The sequence below is a fragment of the Telluria sp. ZT3P39 genome (assembly GCF_059685935.1).
Window position 1 is genome coordinate 21,640 of sequence record NZ_JCASIH010000031.1, and the last position, 15,230, is coordinate 36,869.

16 protein-coding genes are annotated in these 15,230 nt (G+C 64.8%); 11 read left to right on the forward strand and 5 right to left on the reverse strand.

All coding sequences use genetic code 11. From position 1 onward, the window contains the following. The first annotated feature begins 73 nt into the window (after positions 1-73). The 9 genes from AC56LR_RS19825 to bamC all read left to right on the forward strand — a co-directional run bounded on the left by AC56LR_RS19825 (position 74) and on the right by bamC (position 7,255). Positions 74-745: a hypothetical protein gene (locus AC56LR_RS19825; RefSeq protein WP_497132929.1), complete on the forward strand. Its 672-nt coding sequence runs from the start codon at positions 74-76 to the stop codon at positions 743-745. A 9-nt stretch (positions 746-754) separates the two neighbouring features. Continuing rightward, positions 755-1,303, forward strand: a complete 549-nt coding sequence (locus AC56LR_RS19830; protein WP_497132931.1) for a FlgO family outer membrane protein — start codon at positions 755-757, stop codon at positions 1,301-1,303. 65 nt (positions 1,304-1,368) lie between these two features. Then, the gene (locus tag AC56LR_RS19835) at positions 1,369-2,196 is read left to right on the forward strand and encodes a 3',5'-nucleoside bisphosphate phosphatase (RefSeq protein ID WP_497132933.1); all 828 of its coding nucleotides are present in this window, start codon (positions 1,369-1,371) and stop codon (positions 2,194-2,196) included. 102 nt (positions 2,197-2,298) lie between these two features. Continuing rightward, on the forward strand, positions 2,299-3,189 hold the full coding sequence (htpX, locus tag AC56LR_RS19840; RefSeq protein ID WP_497132934.1) for a protease HtpX: 891 nt from the start codon (positions 2,299-2,301) through the stop codon (positions 3,187-3,189). A gap of 12 nt (positions 3,190-3,201) precedes the next feature. Continuing rightward, a complete protein-coding gene (locus AC56LR_RS19845; protein ID WP_497132936.1) occupies positions 3,202-3,825 on the forward strand; it encodes an L-threonylcarbamoyladenylate synthase in 624 nt (207 codons plus the stop codon). 49 nt (positions 3,826-3,874) lie between these two features. Next, positions 3,875-4,528, forward strand: coding sequence for a site-2 protease family protein (locus AC56LR_RS19850; RefSeq protein ID WP_497132938.1), 654 nt, complete (start codon positions 3,875-3,877; stop codon positions 4,526-4,528). A gap of 5 nt (positions 4,529-4,533) precedes the next feature. Beyond that, entirely contained in the window at positions 4,534-5,097 is a 564-nt protein-coding gene (locus tag AC56LR_RS19855) for a class I SAM-dependent methyltransferase (RefSeq protein ID WP_497132940.1), read from the forward strand. 64 nt (positions 5,098-5,161) lie between these two features. Then, positions 5,162-6,043 carry a 4-hydroxy-tetrahydrodipicolinate synthase gene (gene dapA / locus AC56LR_RS19860; RefSeq protein ID WP_497132942.1) on the forward strand — a complete coding sequence of 294 codons (882 nt, stop codon included), beginning with the start codon at positions 5,162-5,164 and terminating at the stop codon, positions 6,041-6,043. 42 nt (positions 6,044-6,085) lie between these two features. Beyond that, positions 6,086-7,255 carry an NlpB/DapX family lipoprotein gene (gene bamC, locus AC56LR_RS19865; protein WP_497132944.1) on the forward strand — a complete coding sequence of 390 codons (1,170 nt, stop codon included), beginning with the start codon at positions 6,086-6,088 and terminating at the stop codon, positions 7,253-7,255. 326 nt (positions 7,256-7,581) lie between these two features. On the opposite strand, the gene AC56LR_RS19870 is transcribed toward bamC, so the two are convergent. The 3 genes from AC56LR_RS19870 to AC56LR_RS19880 form a co-directional block, all read right to left on the reverse strand. Next, positions 7,582-7,857, reverse strand: a complete 276-nt coding sequence (locus tag AC56LR_RS19870) for a hypothetical protein (protein WP_497132946.1) — start codon at positions 7,855-7,857, stop codon at positions 7,582-7,584. 269 nt (positions 7,858-8,126) lie between these two features. Continuing rightward, positions 8,127-8,606: a DUF7931 domain-containing protein gene (locus AC56LR_RS19875; protein ID WP_497132948.1), complete on the reverse strand. Its 480-nt coding sequence runs from the start codon at positions 8,604-8,606 to the stop codon at positions 8,127-8,129. Positions 8,607-8,625: 19 nt separating this feature from the next. Further along, complete coding sequence (locus AC56LR_RS19880; protein WP_497132950.1) at positions 8,626-9,747, reverse strand: JmjC domain-containing protein; 1,122 nt, start codon at positions 9,745-9,747, stop codon at positions 8,626-8,628. 78 nt (positions 9,748-9,825) lie between these two features. On the opposite strand from AC56LR_RS19880, the gene AC56LR_RS19885 reads away from it, so the two are divergent. Beyond that, complete coding sequence (locus AC56LR_RS19885; RefSeq protein ID WP_497132952.1) at positions 9,826-10,362, forward strand: FKBP-type peptidyl-prolyl cis-trans isomerase; 537 nt, start codon at positions 9,826-9,828, stop codon at positions 10,360-10,362. 144 nt (positions 10,363-10,506) lie between these two features. On the opposite strand, the gene AC56LR_RS19890 is transcribed toward AC56LR_RS19885, so the two are convergent. Further along, complete coding sequence (locus tag AC56LR_RS19890; protein WP_497132954.1) at positions 10,507-11,481, reverse strand: hypothetical protein; 975 nt, start codon at positions 11,479-11,481, stop codon at positions 10,507-10,509. Further along, on the reverse strand, positions 11,481-14,144 hold the full coding sequence (gene mutS, locus AC56LR_RS19895; protein ID WP_497132956.1) for a DNA mismatch repair protein MutS: 2,664 nt from the start codon (positions 14,142-14,144) through the stop codon (positions 11,481-11,483). Before mutS ends, AC56LR_RS19890 begins: the two co-directional genes overlap by 1 nt. 272 nt (positions 14,145-14,416) lie before the next feature. Between mutS and AC56LR_RS19900 the strand changes: the two genes are divergently transcribed. Next, on the forward strand, positions 14,417-15,067 hold the full coding sequence (locus AC56LR_RS19900) for a PEP-CTERM sorting domain-containing protein (RefSeq protein WP_497132958.1): 651 nt from the start codon (positions 14,417-14,419) through the stop codon (positions 15,065-15,067). The last annotated feature ends 163 nt before the right edge of the window (positions 15,068-15,230 follow it).

The following is a 15,230-nucleotide window of genomic DNA, read 5'->3' on the forward strand; positions in this document are numbered from 1 at the left end:
TCTGCGGAAACGCGTATGCTAGAGTCGCTGCTTGAACGGCCCCCCGCCGCCCCGACCGACCCACAGGACACACATGCACCTTCGCGCCGCCCTCGCGCTCACCGGCGCCCTGCTACTGGCAGGCTGCGCCATGCCTTACAGCCCGGCCCCGGTGGCCACCAATTTCAAAAGCACCCAGCAAGCCAAGCTGCAGGCAGCCGGGCACTGGGGCGTGATCGCGCGCCACATGGCCGGCCAGCTCGCGCCTGCGCTCAAGGCCAACGTGCGCCGTCCGCTCTACGTGTCGTCGCAGCAGTCGTCCGCGTTCGCGCAGGGCGTGAGCAGCCACCTGGTCACGGCCCTGGTGGGTGACGGCTACACGGTCGTCAAGGTGCCGGATGCGAACACGCTGCGCATCGAGCTCGATACCCAGGTCGTCGCCTTCTCGCCCGACCGCCCGCAGTACAAGTTCGCCGGCGAGCGCACCGCGCTGGTGGCGAGCATGTGGGTGCTGACCGGGATCGACCACACCATCGAATGGCTGGCCACGGCCGTCATCGCCGGCCAGGACGCGTATTCGTGGTTCCGCTCCCAGTTCGCCACGGGCGCCACGCCGAAGACCGAGATCATCGTCAACCTGTCGCTGGCCGACGACCACCGCTACTACGCGCGCTCGACCAACGTGTACTACACGACGGACACCGACCGCGCCCTGTACGACGCCGCTCACCAGCCATCGAAGACCTTCACGGTCCGCAACCAGTAAAGGCCTGCCATGCGAACCACCTTACCTCGCGCCGCCGCGCTGGCTTGCGCCCTGCTGTTGGGCGGCTGCGCCGGCCAGCCGCAGGAAAACACCAACTACACTTCGGTCTCGGCCAACGCCTTCGTCGCCGCCAACTACCGCGCGGCGGACGCGCTGGCGCTGCAATTGCGCGGCAAGCTGGCGGAGGACAAGCCGCTGATCATGGCGACCATCGTCAACATCGATTCGCTGGAGCAGACCTCGATGCTGGGTCGCCTGGTGTCGGAGCAGCTGTCCACCCGCCTGGCGCAGGGCGGCATGAAGATGCTGGAAATGAAGCTGCGCAACAGCGTCTACCTCAAGCGCGGACAGGGCGAACTGATGCTGACGCGCGAGATCGGCGACGTGGCCCACACCCACAACGCCCAGGCGGTGGTGGTCGGCTCGTATGCGGAGACGCGCGACGCCATCTTCATCAACGTCAAGGTGATCCAGCCGTCCACCAACCTGGTGCTGGCGGGGCACGACTACGTGCTGGCGAAAGAAGCGACCGTCAGGTCGATGCTGCAGACTTACTAGATAGAGCACGGCCGGCCGTTGGCGCGTACAATCATCGCCTCCATCGCCATTGCGTCCGCCGTGCCATGAAAGTCGATCTCCACTGCCATTCCAATGTCTCCGACGGCGTGCTCGCACCTGCCGCGGTGGCTGCCTACGCCCGCAAGAGCGGCGTCGACATGTGGGCCCTGACCGACCATGACGAAGTGGGCGGCATCAAGGCCGCGCGCGCCGCCGCCGGTGAACTCGGGATGCGCTTCGTGGCCGGCGTCGAGATTTCGGTCACCTGGGCCAATGAAACGGTGCACATCGTCGGCCTGCGGATCGACGAGGACAATCCTGCGCTGCTCGCAGGCCTCGCGGCCACCCGCAACGGCCGCGAAGCACGCGCCCGCGAAATCGCCGCCCAGCTGGAAGCGGCAGGCATCCCCGGCGCCTACGAGGGCGCACTCAATTACGTCGGCAACCCGGACCTGATCTCGCGTACGCACTTCGCCCGCTACCTGGTCGAGATCGGCATCTGCGGCTCGACCCCGGAAGTCTTCCGCAAATACCTCACCGAGGGCAGGCCGGGCTATGTGCCGCACCGCTGGGCCACGCTTGCGCAGGCCGTCGGCTGGATCCGCGGCGCCGGCGGCGTGCCGGTGATCGCCCACCCGGGCCGGTATAAATTCAGCGCGACCGCCGAAGGCGCGCTGTTCGACGAATTCCGCCAGCTCGGCGGCGCCGCCATCGAGGTGGTCACCGGCAGCCACACGCCCGACCAGTACGGGACCTATGCCGAGCAGGCGCGGCGCTACGGCTTCCTGGCTTCGCGCGGCACCGATTTCCACGCGCCGGGAGAAGCGCGCGTGGAGTTCGCGGAATTGCCGCCGCTGCCGGCGGGGGTGACGCCGGTCTGGCACGATTGGTAGGGTGCGCGGCTTTGCCAAACCATATGGCCGAGCCCTTGAATTTCCCGCCCCACAACCCAATCTTGGCAGCCTGATATCTACTCGCTGCCCGGAGGCTCGTCCATGAAACGCATTGTGTTGTTCCTCGCTACCAACCTGGCCGTCGTGCTGGTGGTGTCGCTCGTGCTGAACCTGCTGGGGGTGGGGCGCGCCGTCACGGGGCAGGGGATCAACGTCGGCTCGCTGGCCGTGTTCTCGCTGGTGGTCGGCTTCACCGGTTCGTTCATTTCGCTCCTGCTGAGCAAACCGATGGCCAAATGGTCGACCGGCGCGCGCGTGATTCAAACACCCGCCAACAGCACCGAGCAGTGGCTGGTCGCGACCGTGCGCAAGCTCTCCGAGCGCGCCGGCATCAAGATGCCGGAAGTGGCCGTGTACGACGGCGAGCCGAATGCCTTTGCGACCGGCGCCTTCAAGAATTCCGCGCTGGTGGCGGTGTCCACGGGCCTCCTGGCCAACATGAACCAGGACGAAGTCGAGGCCGTGCTGGGCCACGAAGTCGCCCACATCGCCAATGGCGACATGGTCACGCTGACCCTGATCCAGGGCGTCGTGAATACCTTCGTGGTGTTCCTGGCGCGCGTGGTCGGCTTTTTTGTCGACAAGGTCCTGCTGCGCAACGAAGGCCGCGGCCCGGGCATCGGCTACATGGTCACCGTGTTCGTGTGCGAGATCCTGTTCGGCATCGTCGCCTCGATCATCGTGGCCTGGTTCTCGCGCAAGCGCGAATTCCGCGCCGACGCCGGCTCGGCAAAGCTGATCGGCACCCCGGTCCCGATGCAGCACGCGCTAGCCCGCCTCGGCGGCCTGGAGCCGGGCGCGCTGCCCTCGTCGATGGCCGCTTCCGGCATCTCTGGCAGCGGCGGCGGCTGGGGCGCGCTGTTCTCGACCCACCCGCCGATGCAAGAGCGCATCGCCGCGCTCCAGGCCCTGCGCCAGGCGCCCACTCGATAAGAAGAGACCCCGATGGCCCAATACTTCCAGATCCACCCCGAGAATCCGCAGGTGCGCCTCATCAAGCAGGCCGCGCAGATCATCAGCGGCGGCGGCATCGTCGCCGTGCCTACCGACTCGGCCTATGCGCTGGTCTGCCGTCTCGACGACAAGGGCGCGGTCGAAAAGCTGCGCCGGATCCGCGGGGTCGACGACAAGCACCACCTGACCCTGCTGGTGCACGACCTGTCGGCGCTGGCGCATTTCGCGCGCGTCGACAACACGCAGTACCGCCTGCTCAAGGCCACCATGCCGGGCCCGTACACGGTGATTCTGGAGGCGACGCGCGAAGTGCCGCGCCGCCTGTCGCACCCCTCGCGCAAGACCATCGGCCTGCGCGTGCCCGAAAACCCGATCATGCTGGCGCTGCTGGAAGAAATCGGCGAGCCGCTGATCGGCACCACCCTGCAACTGCCGGGCGACGACCACATGCTGTCCGATCCCGGCGAGGTGCGCGAGCGCCTCGACAAGCTGATCGAGCTGGTGATCGACGGCGGCGCCGGCACGCTGCAGGCCACCACCGTCATCGACCTGACCGGCGACGCGCCGGTGCTGGTGCGCGAAGGCAGGGGCGACCCGGCCGCGTTTGGCTTATAGGCCCCTTAACACCGGGCGGCCGCACGGCCGCCTCTGATAGAATCCCCCCATGGATGACCTGATTCGTAATATCGCTGTCTACGCGCTGCCCGTTCTTTTTGCGATTACCCTGCACGAAGCCGCCCACGCCTATGTCGCCCGCTACTTCGGCGACAACACCGCCTATGCCGCCGGGCGCATGACCTTGAATCCGCTGGTGCACATCGATATCTTCGGCACCATCGTCATTCCCATCGCGCTCTACCTGACCACCGGTTTCGTGTTCGGCTACGCCAAGCCGGTGCCGGTCGAATTCGGCAATCTGCGCAACCCGAAGCGCGACATGGCCTGGGTGGCGCTGGCCGGACCGGGCGCCAACTTCATCATGGCGCTCATGTGGCTGGTGTTCGCTGTGCTGCTGGTGGCCTTCGGCGTGAGCGAGCAATTCCCGCACATGGTGGCGCAGGCCGGCGTGCTGGCCAACCTCCTGATGTTCGCCTTCAACCTGCTGCCGATCCCGCCGCTCGACGGCGGCCGCGTCCTGACCAGCATGCTGCCGAACCGCATGGCCTACCAGTTCGCACGCATCGAGCCCTATGGTTTCTACATCGTGCTGGCGCTGATCTTCTTCAAGCTGCTGAGCTTCTGGGTCATGCCGGTGATGATGCTGGGCCGTATGCTGCTGCAGCTGATCGCCTCGCCGCTGACCCTGCTGCTGACGTGAACCCGATGACGAACTTGCCGGTCTCGCCCTGGGTCGCGCGTTTCGCGCCCCTGGTCAAAGACGGCGAAGTGCTCGACCTGGCCTGCGGCGCCGGACGCCACGCCCGCCTGTTCGCCGCGCGCGGCCTGCAGGTAGTGGCGCTGGACCGCAATGCCGAGCTCCTGGCCTCGCTCGCGGGCGACAGGATCACGACGCTGCAGCACGACCTCGAAATCGACGGCGCCACCTGGCCCTTCGGCGCGGGCCGCTTCGCCGCGATCGTCGTCACCAACTACCTGCACCGGCCGCTGTTCGCGCACCTGGTGCGCAGCCTGCGCCCGGACGGCATCCTGATCTACGAGACCTTCGCGCAGGGGAACGACGTATTCGGCAAGCCCTCGAACCCGGATTTCCTGCTCGCGCCCGGCGAATTGCTGGCGCTGGCGGCGAACGGCGGCCTGCAGGTGCTGGCGTACGAGGACGGCCACGTCGAGCGTCCGCATCCGGCCCAGGTGCAGCGCCTGTGCGCGGCGGGTGCGGCCTTCGCCAAAACCGAAGCAGGGCTCGACCATAATCTGGCCGGGAAATGAACCATACGGGCGGGCGATCCGCTACAATCAGACTTTTATTTACTTAGTGGCACGGTCAACGCATATGATTAAGGGAAGCATCGTAGCAATCGTCACCCCGATGTTCGAGGACGGCAGTCTTGACCGCGATTCGCTGCGCAAGCTGCTCGACTGGCATATCGCGGAAGGCACCGATGGCATCGTCATCGTGGGCACCACGGGCGAATCCGCCACCGTGTCCCCGGAAGAGCACGGCGAACTGATCAAGCTGGCGGTGGAGCACGTCGCCGGCCGCATCCCCGTCATCGCCGGCGCCGGCGCCAATTCCACGGTCGAAGCGATCGCACTGACGCGCCACGCGAAAGAAGTCGGCGCCGACGCGACCCTGCAGGTGGTCCCTTACTACAACCGCCCGACCCAGGAAGGCATGTACCGCCACTTCAAGGCCATCGCCGAAGCGGTGGACCTGCCGGTCATCCTGTACAACGTGCCGGGCCGCACCGTCGCCGACATGAGCAACGAGACCGTCGCGCGCCTGGCGGCGATCGACAACATCATCGGCATCAAGGACGCGACCGGCAACGTCGGCCGCGGCATCGAGCTGCTGCGCATGGTCGACAAATCCTTCGCCGTGTACTCGGGCGACGACCCGACCGCGATGGCCCTGATGTTCTGCGGCGCCGCCGGCAACATCTCCGTCACCGCCAACGTCGCCCCGCGCGCCATGCACGAACTGTGCGCCGCCGCCATGGCCGGCGACGTCAAGCGCGCCGTCGAGATCAACAACCGCGTGCTCGACCTGCACGCCAGGCTGTTCGTCGAGCCGAACCCGGTGCCGGTCAAGTGGGCGCTCGCCGAGATGGGCAAGATCCCGTCGGGCCTGCGCCTGCCGCTCGTGCCGCTGTCCGGGCCTTTCCACGATACCGTGCGCACCGCACTGGCCCAGGCGGGCCTTCTCCAGTCCTGATCCCGCAAGGGTTCCGGTTCCCAGCAACTGACATCGAACGACATGACTATTCGCACCAACAAGCAACTGGTTTCCGCGCCCGCCGCAGTACGCGTGCTGACGCTTTCCGCGATCGCCCTGAGCCTCGCGGCCTGCACCACCGTCTTCGAATCGGACAAGGTCGACTACCGCGGCGCCAAGAAGGCTGCCGCGCTGGAAGTGCCGCCTGATCTCACCGCCCTGCAGCGCGACAACCGCTACGCCGTCCCTGACGGCAAGGGCGTCGCCACCGCATCCGGCTTCCAGCAACAGCAGCGCGGCGCGGCTCCCGCGCAGGGCATGACCCCGGTCGCCGGCTCGATGGACGCGATCGGCCCGGTCTCGACCGACGCCGTCAGCATCCAGCGCAACGGCGACCAGCGCTGGCTGGTGGTCAAGCAGACCCCGGAACAGCTCTGGCCGCAACTGCGCCAGTTCTGGGAAAACCAGGGCTTCGCCATCGAGACCGAGTCGGCAACGACCGGCACCATGGAAACCAACTGGGTCGAGAACCGCTCGAAGATCCCGCAGGACTTCATCCGCAACACCCTGGGCAAGGTCTTCGACCGCGCTTACTCGACTGGCGAGCGCGACAAGTTCCGCACCCGCCTCGAGCGCCTGCCGGACGGCTCGACCGAGATCTACGTCAGCCACCGCGGCGCCGAAGAAGTCATGGGCGGCCCGCAAAAGGAGACCACCGTCTGGACCACCCGTGCGAACGACCCGGGCCTGGAATCGCAATTCCTGGGCCGCCTGGTCGCCCAGCTGACCGGCGTGAAGGAAACCAAGGCCGCCGAAAGCATGGTCGCCAACGCACCGGTGGCAAGCCAGCACGCCAAGCTGGTCGGCACCGCCGTCCAGCTCGACGAAGGCTTCGACCGCGCCTGGCGCCGTGTCGGCCTGGCGCTCGATCGCGTCGGCTTCACCGTCGAAGACCGCGACCGCGTGCAGGGCGTGTACTTCGTGCGCTACGTCGATCCGGACGCCGCCAGCAAGGATGGCTTCTTCAAGAAGCTGTTCACCTTCGGCAGCGCGGAAGAAAAAGCCAAGGAAGCCCAGCGCTACCGCGTGCTGGTCAAGGGCGAGCAGGGCGCGTCGACCAGCGAAGTGACCGTGCAGACCAATGACGGCAAGGCCGATACCGGTGCGACCGGCGCGAAGATCCTGAAGCTGCTGACGGATGAGCTGAAGTAAGTCGCTATTTTTTGCGGTGAATGAAAAACCGGCCCATGTGGCTAATGCTGTTCAGTTAGCATGAAAATGTAGGGTGGCCGGCTTCGCCGGCCGCGCGTTCAAATCACCGATGCGCTGTGGCAGATCACATTGCAGTTGGACGCGCGGCCGTTCGTCGTTCAGGCCACTGGCCTGAACGACCCCGGCCACCCTACGCTTAACTGAACGGCATTAGGCCCATGTGGCCGGTTTTTTTATGCGTTCCTTGTGCACGCCTGCTTTCCCAAACCACCAGACGTAAAAAAACCGGCCCAAAGGCCGGTTTTTTCATAACCAGATAAATCTGATTACTTGGTTGCAGCGTCAGCAGCTTGCGAAGCAGCGGTCGAAGCGGCAGCAGCAGCGTCGGCAGCGGTCGAAGCAGCAGCCGAAGCAGCAGCAGCAGCGTCAGCAGCAGGAGCAGCGACGGTTGCGTCGGTAGCAGCTGGAGCGACGACGGTGGTGTCGGTGGTTGCAGCAGGCGCTTCAACAGCAGCTGGTGCGACTGGAGCAGCTTCTTCTTTCTTGCTGCAAGCAGCCAGAGCAACAGCCATCAGGGAAACGATCAGCAGGGATTTTTTCATGATTTTCCTTAATATTTCAAAAGTAAGTACTGCTTGTTTGAATAATAATTACCGGTAATTATTGCTCAGCGGAATTCTCGTGCTTTCATAGAAAGCAAGACTGCCAGATTGGCAACGGAACCTTCCTGACCTGATATTATAGCCAAATTTACTGAATCGCAATAGCGAACACATGCTCTAGCGAAAGTATTTTGCGCTTTAATAAGCTTCATATTGTTACAAGTTGCAACCGGCAGGCCCAGCGACTTCTAATAACCGTCTTATAACGCTTAGAGACCGGTTTTGGTTGACTGCAAAGTGAGCCTGGATTCGTCCCAGATTGCATCAAACCGATGACGCGGCAGATCGACCGCTCCCAGGGCGTCGGAAGCAGCCTCGCCACGCATGTGGTCGCTATGAAAACGCCGCACGACATGCAGGTCGTCCGCAATGCAGAACGAATCGGTCAGGTGATGCAAGGCCTTCGGCGTGGCCCGGCATTCCACCCGGTGGCTGAAGTCTCGCAGCAGGCGCAGCAAGCGCGGGTAGTGGCGCTCGACGTAGCTCGGGGAGTGCATGGCCAGGCGCAGCACGCCGCCGCCCCCGCAAAACGCCCGCAGCTGCGCATCGACTGCGATCGAGCCCAACGAAAAAACCTCGAAATCCGGATCGAACAGGTCCAGGCGCGTGCGCGCAGCCGCCAGGCAGGCACGGAACTGCGCCTCGAACTCGGCGCGGGTGTCGAAACGCAGCGACCGTGCTTCCCGCATGGCTCCTCCGGGGGTTGTATTAGCCGAGCTCGACCCAGCCGTCCTGGTACCAGGTGTACAGCGCTTCGAGCACGTCGTCGGTCGCGCCTGCGAGCTGGGCGCCGGCCAGGCGGCGCTCGTTGGCCAGCACGTCCAGCACCGCCTTGTCGGCCCGGCCCACGGCAAACGACTCGCCATTGATGAAGACATTCTTGCCGCGGTAGAGCATCAGGGTCTTGCTCGAGAGCTTGAGGCCCTTCTTGGCCGCCTGTTCCATGAAGCGGCCGACCACCAGCGGCTTGGCCGGGGCGGTGAAGAACACGTTGTGCTTCGGCTCGGACAGGTATTCGCCCAGGAAGATCGCGACGTCCTCTTCGTCCCAGCGCACCTTGTTGAGTTCTTCGGTGATGGTGGAGAGCATCTCGCGCGGAATCTCGGCCGGGTTCTTGGCCGGCTGCAGGTCAGGGTCGGCATAGCGGCCGGGCAGGTCGATCGAGTCGGCCATGAACTGCAGGAAGGCTTCGCCGATTTCCTGGTAGCCAGGTGAGCGGAAGCCGATCGAATAGGTCATGCATTCGCCGATCGCGACACCGTCGTGGGCGTAGTGCGGCGGCAGGTAGAGCATGTCGCCCGGCTCGAGCACGAATTCTTCTTCGGCCTCGAAATTGGCCAGGATCTTCAGCGGCAGGCCTTCGACCAGGTCCAGGTCCTGCTGCGCGCTGATGCGCCAGCGGCGCTTGCCCTGGGCCTGCAGCAGGAATACGTCATAGGAATCGAAGTGGGGGCCGACGCCGCCGCCGTCGCCGGCATAGCTGATCATCAGGTCGTCCAGGCGCGCGTCCGGAATGAAGCGGAACTGGCGCAGCAGTTCGTCGGCGCGTTCATCGAAGAGATTGGCGCCCTGGACCAGCATCGTCCAGTCGCGCTCGCTGCGTGCGGGCAAATCGGTGAGCGGGCCGTGCTGCATGTTCCACTGGCCGTCGCGCAGCGTGACGAGGCGCGATTCGACGTAATTCTCGCGCGCCAGTTCGGCCAGTTTCTCGAATTTGAGCAGTGGCTTGAAGCCCGGAATGGCCTGGCGGATGAGCAGGGGCTTCTTGTGCCAGTAGTCGCGCAGGAACTGAGCGGGAGTAATATTCCCGAGGAGCTGTAATTTTTTCATGCGCCATTATAACCAGCCAGACCGAGGCTACGCCCGGGCAAGGGTTATAATCCGGACCTTACAATGAAAGGAATCGCGATGAAGATTGCCAAGAATACGGTCGTGACGGTCAACTACAAGCTGTCGGACGCCCAGAACAACCTGATCGAAGAGGGTTCGCAGCCGATGGTCTACCTGCACGGTGGCTACGAGAACACGCTGCCGAAGATCGAAGAAGAACTCGACGGCAAGGAAACGGGCTATTCGTCGACGATCCAGGTCGAGCCGGACGACGCATTCGGCGACTACGATCCTGCCCTGGTGAAGGTCGAAGACCGCAAGCGCCTGCCTGAGCCGCTCGAAGTCGGCATGCAGTTCGAAGGCGTCGCCGACGGCGAAGACGAAGAACCGACCATCTTCACCGTGACCGATATCGCCGACGACAAGGTCGTCCTCGACGGCAACCACCCGCTGGCCGGCATGGCCCTGCGCTTCGAACTCAAGGTGGTGGAAGTGCGCGCCGCATCGGACGAAGAAATCGCCCACGGTCACGTGCATGGCGCGCATGGCCATCACCATGAAGAGATGGACGACAGCGACGAAGGCGATCATTTCCGTAGCCAGCCGCTGCAGTAATTGTTGGGCATACGCCTGCGGCTTTGTGATGCCGCGGGTATGCGACGAGCTTGGGTCCCGGCCTGCGCCGGGATGACGGTTTCAAAGCCACTGGCCTCAAGACCGTCCGACGCAGGTCGGGACCCAAGTTTACGTGAGCAGCCGCTAGCGCAGCGCTTCACCCAAACTAAACACATTCTTCCCCTCATCCGCCACCCGCAGCTCCACCGCGTGCGTCCCGACGGACAAATGCCCCACATTGCCGCGCCATTCGATCGCCGGCTTCGCATCCTTGGGCAGCCCGGCGCTGTCGATCACCAGCACCTGTCCCTTGAACTTCGCCGCGTGCATCTGCACCTGGCGCCGCGTGTCGGCAAAGCCGTCATGTCCTGACGGCGCGCGCTGCAGCAGAGCGCGCAGGCCGTTGGCCGGCTGCAGCAGCGGCAGCATATTCCCCTCCGAGAACAGCACCACCGCATTGACCTTGTCCTGCCTGGCGATCGCGAACAGGCGGTTCAGCCAGAAGCGGTTGGCCACGGCCCGGTCTTCGTATTCGCTGTTGCGGCCGGCCGCCGGCAGGTAGTGGTTGTTCGCCGCCGGCAGGTTGATGGTGGCATACAGCACCTTGTCGACCTGCCAGTGCGCGTTCTCCGCATAGCTGCGAAAACGCGGGCTGCTCGACAGGCGTGTCAGCGGCAGCTTTTCCTTGCCGAGCGATTCCGGCTCGCCGTAGAACAGTTCACGCAGACGGTTCAGGCGTTCGATGGCATTGGTGCGGCCAGCCGAGTTGCGGCATCCGGTCCAGTCGCTCCCGGTGAGCGAGACGATCACCGGCCGGCTGGCCTGGTCGAACAGGTCGCGGCGCTTCTGCAGCACGCGGTCGCCGCAGCCCTCCTGCGCACCCTTGATGCCGGTAACGACCAGGAAGGCCAGGTCCTCCTTCTTCGCTTCCAGCAGCACGTCCTTCAGCGCCGCTTCGCCACCGTCGGCGGCGCGGTGCCCGACCACGACGAAATGGTGCGCCTGCTCGTCCTTTTCCTTCTCTTTCTTCTTGTCGCGGGTACTGGCCGACAGCGCCGGCGCCGTCGCCAGCGCGGCCGCGAGCAAAACGGCGAGGAGGAGGGGACGGCGCGCCGGCATCAGGCGGCCAGCCGTTTCAGCTCATAGAGCCGTTCGAGCGCTTCGCGCGGCGTGAGCGCGTCCGGGTCGATCGCGTCCAGCGCCTTTTGCAGCGCGTCGTCCGCCGCCGCATGCGGGACGGGCAGGTCTTCCGATTCGTGCGGCGGCTCGCTGCCGATGGCGAACAGGTCGCGCTGCGGCGTCGCATCGAGCGCCTGCGATTCGAGGCGCGCCAGGTGCTTGCGCGCGGCCTTGATCACGGCGGGCGGCACGCCGGCCAGCTGCGCCACCTGCAAGCCGTAGCTTTGCGAGGCCGGGCCGTCCTGCACCGCGTGCAGGAACACGATGTTGTCCTTGTGCTCGACCGCCGACAGGTGCACGTTCACCGCGCTCGGATGGGTTTCGGGCAGCTGGGTCAGTTCGAAATAGTGGGTGGCGAACAGCGTGAAGCTGCGGCTGCTGTCGATCAGGTGGCGCGCGATCGCCCAGGCCAGCGCCAGGCCGTCGAAAGTCGAGGTGCCGCGGCCGACTTCATCCATCAGCACCAGCGAGTTCTCGGTGGCGCCATTGAGGATCGCGGCCGATTCGGTCATCTCGACCATGAAGGTGGAGCGGCCGTTGGCCAGGTCGTCGCTGGCGCCGATGCGGGTGAAGATGCGGTCGATCGGGCCGATCGTCGCACTGGTCGCCGGCACATAGCTGCCGACATAGGCGAGCAGCGTGATCAGGGCCACCTGGCGCATGAAGGTCGATTTACCGCCCATGTTCGGGCCGGTAATCAAGAGCAGGCGGCGGTCGTTCGCCAGGGCGCAATCGTTGGCGATGAAGCGCTCGATCTGGTTTTCGACTACCGGATGGCGGCCTTCGACGATGCTCAAGCATGGCTCATCGACCAATTGCGGCGCGCACCAGTTGTTGCGTACCGCGTGGCTGGTCAGCGCCACCAGGGTATCGAGCTGCGCCAGGCCATTCGCGATCGACTGCAGGCAGCCGATGAAGGGCGCGAGGTCAGCCAACAGCTGGTCGTACAGCATCTTCTCGCGCGCCAGCGCGCGGTCTTGCGCAGACAGCGCCTTGTCTTCAAACGCCTTGAGTTCCGGCGTGATATAGCGCTCGGCGTTTTTCAGGGTCTGGCGGCGGCGGTAGTCGTCCGGCACCTTGTCGGTCTGGCCGTTGGTGACTTCGATATAGAAGCCGTGCACGCGGTTGTATTCGACGCGAAGGTTGCTGATGCCGGTGCGGGCGCGCTCGCGCGTTTCCAGGTCGACCAGGAACTGGCCGGCGTTCTCGGACAGCGCACGCAGCTCGTCGAGTTCGGCGTCGAAGCCGCGCGCGAACACGCCGCCGTCGCGCACCATCGTGCTCGGCTCTTCCATCACCGCGCGTGCCAGCAAATCGAGGCAGGCTTCCGGCGTGGCCAGCAGGTCGTGCACCTCGCGCAGCAGGCCGGTATCGCCAGGGATGAAGCAGCGCGCCACCTGCTCGCGCAGGGCAGGAAGTTGTTTCAGGCCGTCGCGCAGGCAGGACAAATCGCGTGGGCGCGCCGACAGCAGGGCGATGCGCGTGGTGATGCGTTCGATGTCCGGCACGTTGGCCAGCGTTGCGGACAAAGTACCGGTGGCGTCGGCCTGGGCCAGCGCCTCGATCGCCTCATGGCGCGAGCGCGCTACGCGCTGGTTGCGCTTCGCATGGTGCAGCCAGTGGCGCAGCAGGCGCGAACCCATGGCGGTGCGGCAGCCGTCCAGCAGCGAGAACAGGGTCGGCGCTTCCTGGCCGCGGATGGTTTCGGTCAGTTCCAGGTTGCGGCGGGTGGCTGCATCGAGGCCGATGTATTCGTTTTCGAGTTCGCAGGCCAGGCTGTTCACGTGCTGCAGGCCGCGCCCTTGCGTCGACTGCGCGTAGCGCAGCAGCGCACCGGCCGCACCAAAGGCCGCGCCCAGGCCATCGGCGCCGAAGCCGGTGAGGGTAGCGACACCCAACTGGTCGAGCAGCGACTGGTGGCCCTTGAGTACATCGAAATGCCATTCGGGCAGACGCTGGGTATGCGCGACCGGCTCGGATTCGAACAGGTCGGCGCAGTCTGCGCGCAGGATTTCGGCCGGCGCGATGCGTTCGAGTTCGTGCGCCAGGCGCGCTTCGACGGCGCGTGTCTCGCCCGAGAATTCCATCAGGCGCAGGTTGCCGCTGGCAAGCGACAGCCAGGCCATGCCCACCGTGACGGTCTTGCGCTGGCCGTGCATGCACATCGCCAGCAGCGGGCGATCGGCTTTCTCGGGCAGCAGGTCGCTGTCGGTGAGCGTGCCCGGCGTGACCACGCGCACCACCTTGCGCTCGACCGGGCCCTTGGCTAACGCCGGGTCGCCGATCTGTTCGCAGATCGCGCAGGACTCGCCCTGCTTGACCAGCTTGGCCAGGTAGCCATCGAGCGAGTGGAAGGGCACGCCCGCCATCTTGATCGGGCTGCCGTTCATGGAGCCGCGCGCCGTGAGCGTGATGCCGAGGACGCGCGAGGCCTTCTCGGCGTCTTCGAGGAACAGCTCGTAGAAATCCCCCATGCGGTAGAACACCAGCATGGTCGGGTAGTCGGCTTTGATGCGCATGTATTGCTGCATCATCGGTGTGAGCTTTTCCGCGGTGCTGTTCTTGAGGGCGGCGGCGTTGATTTCAGCTGGAACGGTGGTCATTTCTTCGATGGTCGTGCGGCAGGGCGGGGTGCAAAGCCAGAACTTGTCATTTTACCGCGATCGGCCTGCTGCTTGCTGCAAAAGGGTCAAGTCGGCATGGCTCGCTTAGGCAGCGTTGCGTCGGTGCGCCGTTCGTGATCGATCGGACGTCGAAAAATTTTACATCCCCTGTTTTTGTCGACGCGCCGTTTCTCCTAACTGATTGAAATCAAAGGAAGTTTGTGTTTCTGGTGTGAAACTTGCTTGTACTTGAGAAAAATTAGGGAGAGAGCATGAAAACATTTGCCGCCAAACTGATGGGATGCGCCGTCCTGAGCCTCGCTGCGGGCTTTGCCAGCGCCGGCGTGATCGCCGTTAATACCGACTACCGCGCCTTCGATGCCTCGTCTGGTTTTGTCGGTTTCGACATCACGAGCCACGGCCTGATCCAGGACCTCGATGTCGCCATCACCTTCTCGAAGTGCGACAACCCCTACCTGAGCATGAATGGCCAGGCCTGCCTCAGCGAGAACAAGCCCTTCGAGAACGAAATCGTCATCCGCCTCATCGGACCGGATGGCCGCGTCGTCCGCCTGGTCAATGAAAACACCTACGACCAGGGCGACACCGGCGGCATTGGCCGTGTCACGGTGAACTTCGACGACGAAGGCGCGGCGCTCGGCCGGCGCGTGGCAGCGGGATCCTTCCGCCCGGTGGAATCGTTATCCTTGTTCGACGGCATGGACATGTTCGGCCAGTGGCAGCTGTACTTCGCGGATACCAAGCGCTACGACCCATTCGAGGTGTATTCCTCGCGGCTGGTATTTACCGAGAAGCTGGCCTCGCCGGGTACGGACCTGCCGGAGCCGGCCGGTCTGCTGGTCTTTGGAGCCGGCCTGCTCGGGTTGGCCGCGACGCGCCGCCGCCGGCACAAACAGGCTTGATTCTGCCGCTGGCCTCCCGCCAGCGCCCAAAGTTCGCGCCCAAAGTTCGGGGTCAGGTCCTGACCCTTCCCCTCAAATTCTCACCTCCTGCACCAAGGTAATCAGTTCAATAAGGGCGGTCTCGAACGCGTGTGGAGGTAATCGAGGTCGCGTACTCTCCATC

What these genes read in the sequence shown, in the direction of transcription:
- mutS (WP_497132956.1), bottom strand. Translation starts at nt 14,144, where the DNA reads ATGACCACCGTTCCAGCTGAAATCAACGCCGCCGCCCTCAAGAACAGC.
- AC56LR_RS19880 (WP_497132950.1), bottom strand. Translation starts at nt 9,747, where the DNA reads ATGAAAAAATTACAGCTCCTCGGGAATATTACTCCCGCTCAGTTCCTG.
- AC56LR_RS19850 (WP_497132938.1), top strand. Translation starts at nt 3,875, where the DNA reads ATGGATGACCTGATTCGTAATATCGCTGTCTACGCGCTGCCCGTTCTT.
- bamC (WP_497132944.1), top strand. Translation starts at nt 6,086, where the DNA reads ATGACTATTCGCACCAACAAGCAACTGGTTTCCGCGCCCGCCGCAGTA.
- AC56LR_RS19825 (WP_497132929.1), top strand. Translation starts at nt 74, where the DNA reads ATGCACCTTCGCGCCGCCCTCGCGCTCACCGGCGCCCTGCTACTGGCA.
- AC56LR_RS19900 (WP_497132958.1), top strand. Translation starts at nt 14,417, where the DNA reads ATGAAAACATTTGCCGCCAAACTGATGGGATGCGCCGTCCTGAGCCTC.
- dapA (WP_497132942.1), top strand. Translation starts at nt 5,162, where the DNA reads ATGATTAAGGGAAGCATCGTAGCAATCGTCACCCCGATGTTCGAGGAC.
- AC56LR_RS19870 (WP_497132946.1), bottom strand. Translation starts at nt 7,857, where the DNA reads ATGAAAAAATCCCTGCTGATCGTTTCCCTGATGGCTGTTGCTCTGGCT.
- AC56LR_RS19890 (WP_497132954.1), bottom strand. Translation starts at nt 11,481, where the DNA reads ATGCCGGCGCGCCGTCCCCTCCTCCTCGCCGTTTTGCTCGCGGCCGCG.
- AC56LR_RS19885 (WP_497132952.1), top strand. Translation starts at nt 9,826, where the DNA reads ATGAAGATTGCCAAGAATACGGTCGTGACGGTCAACTACAAGCTGTCG.
- AC56LR_RS19855 (WP_497132940.1), top strand. Translation starts at nt 4,534, where the DNA reads ATGACGAACTTGCCGGTCTCGCCCTGGGTCGCGCGTTTCGCGCCCCTG.
- htpX (WP_497132934.1), top strand. Translation starts at nt 2,299, where the DNA reads ATGAAACGCATTGTGTTGTTCCTCGCTACCAACCTGGCCGTCGTGCTG.
- AC56LR_RS19875 (WP_497132948.1), bottom strand. Translation starts at nt 8,606, where the DNA reads ATGCGGGAAGCACGGTCGCTGCGTTTCGACACCCGCGCCGAGTTCGAG.
- AC56LR_RS19835 (WP_497132933.1), top strand. Translation starts at nt 1,369, where the DNA reads ATGAAAGTCGATCTCCACTGCCATTCCAATGTCTCCGACGGCGTGCTC.
- AC56LR_RS19845 (WP_497132936.1), top strand. Translation starts at nt 3,202, where the DNA reads ATGGCCCAATACTTCCAGATCCACCCCGAGAATCCGCAGGTGCGCCTC.
- AC56LR_RS19830 (WP_497132931.1), top strand. Translation starts at nt 755, where the DNA reads ATGCGAACCACCTTACCTCGCGCCGCCGCGCTGGCTTGCGCCCTGCTG.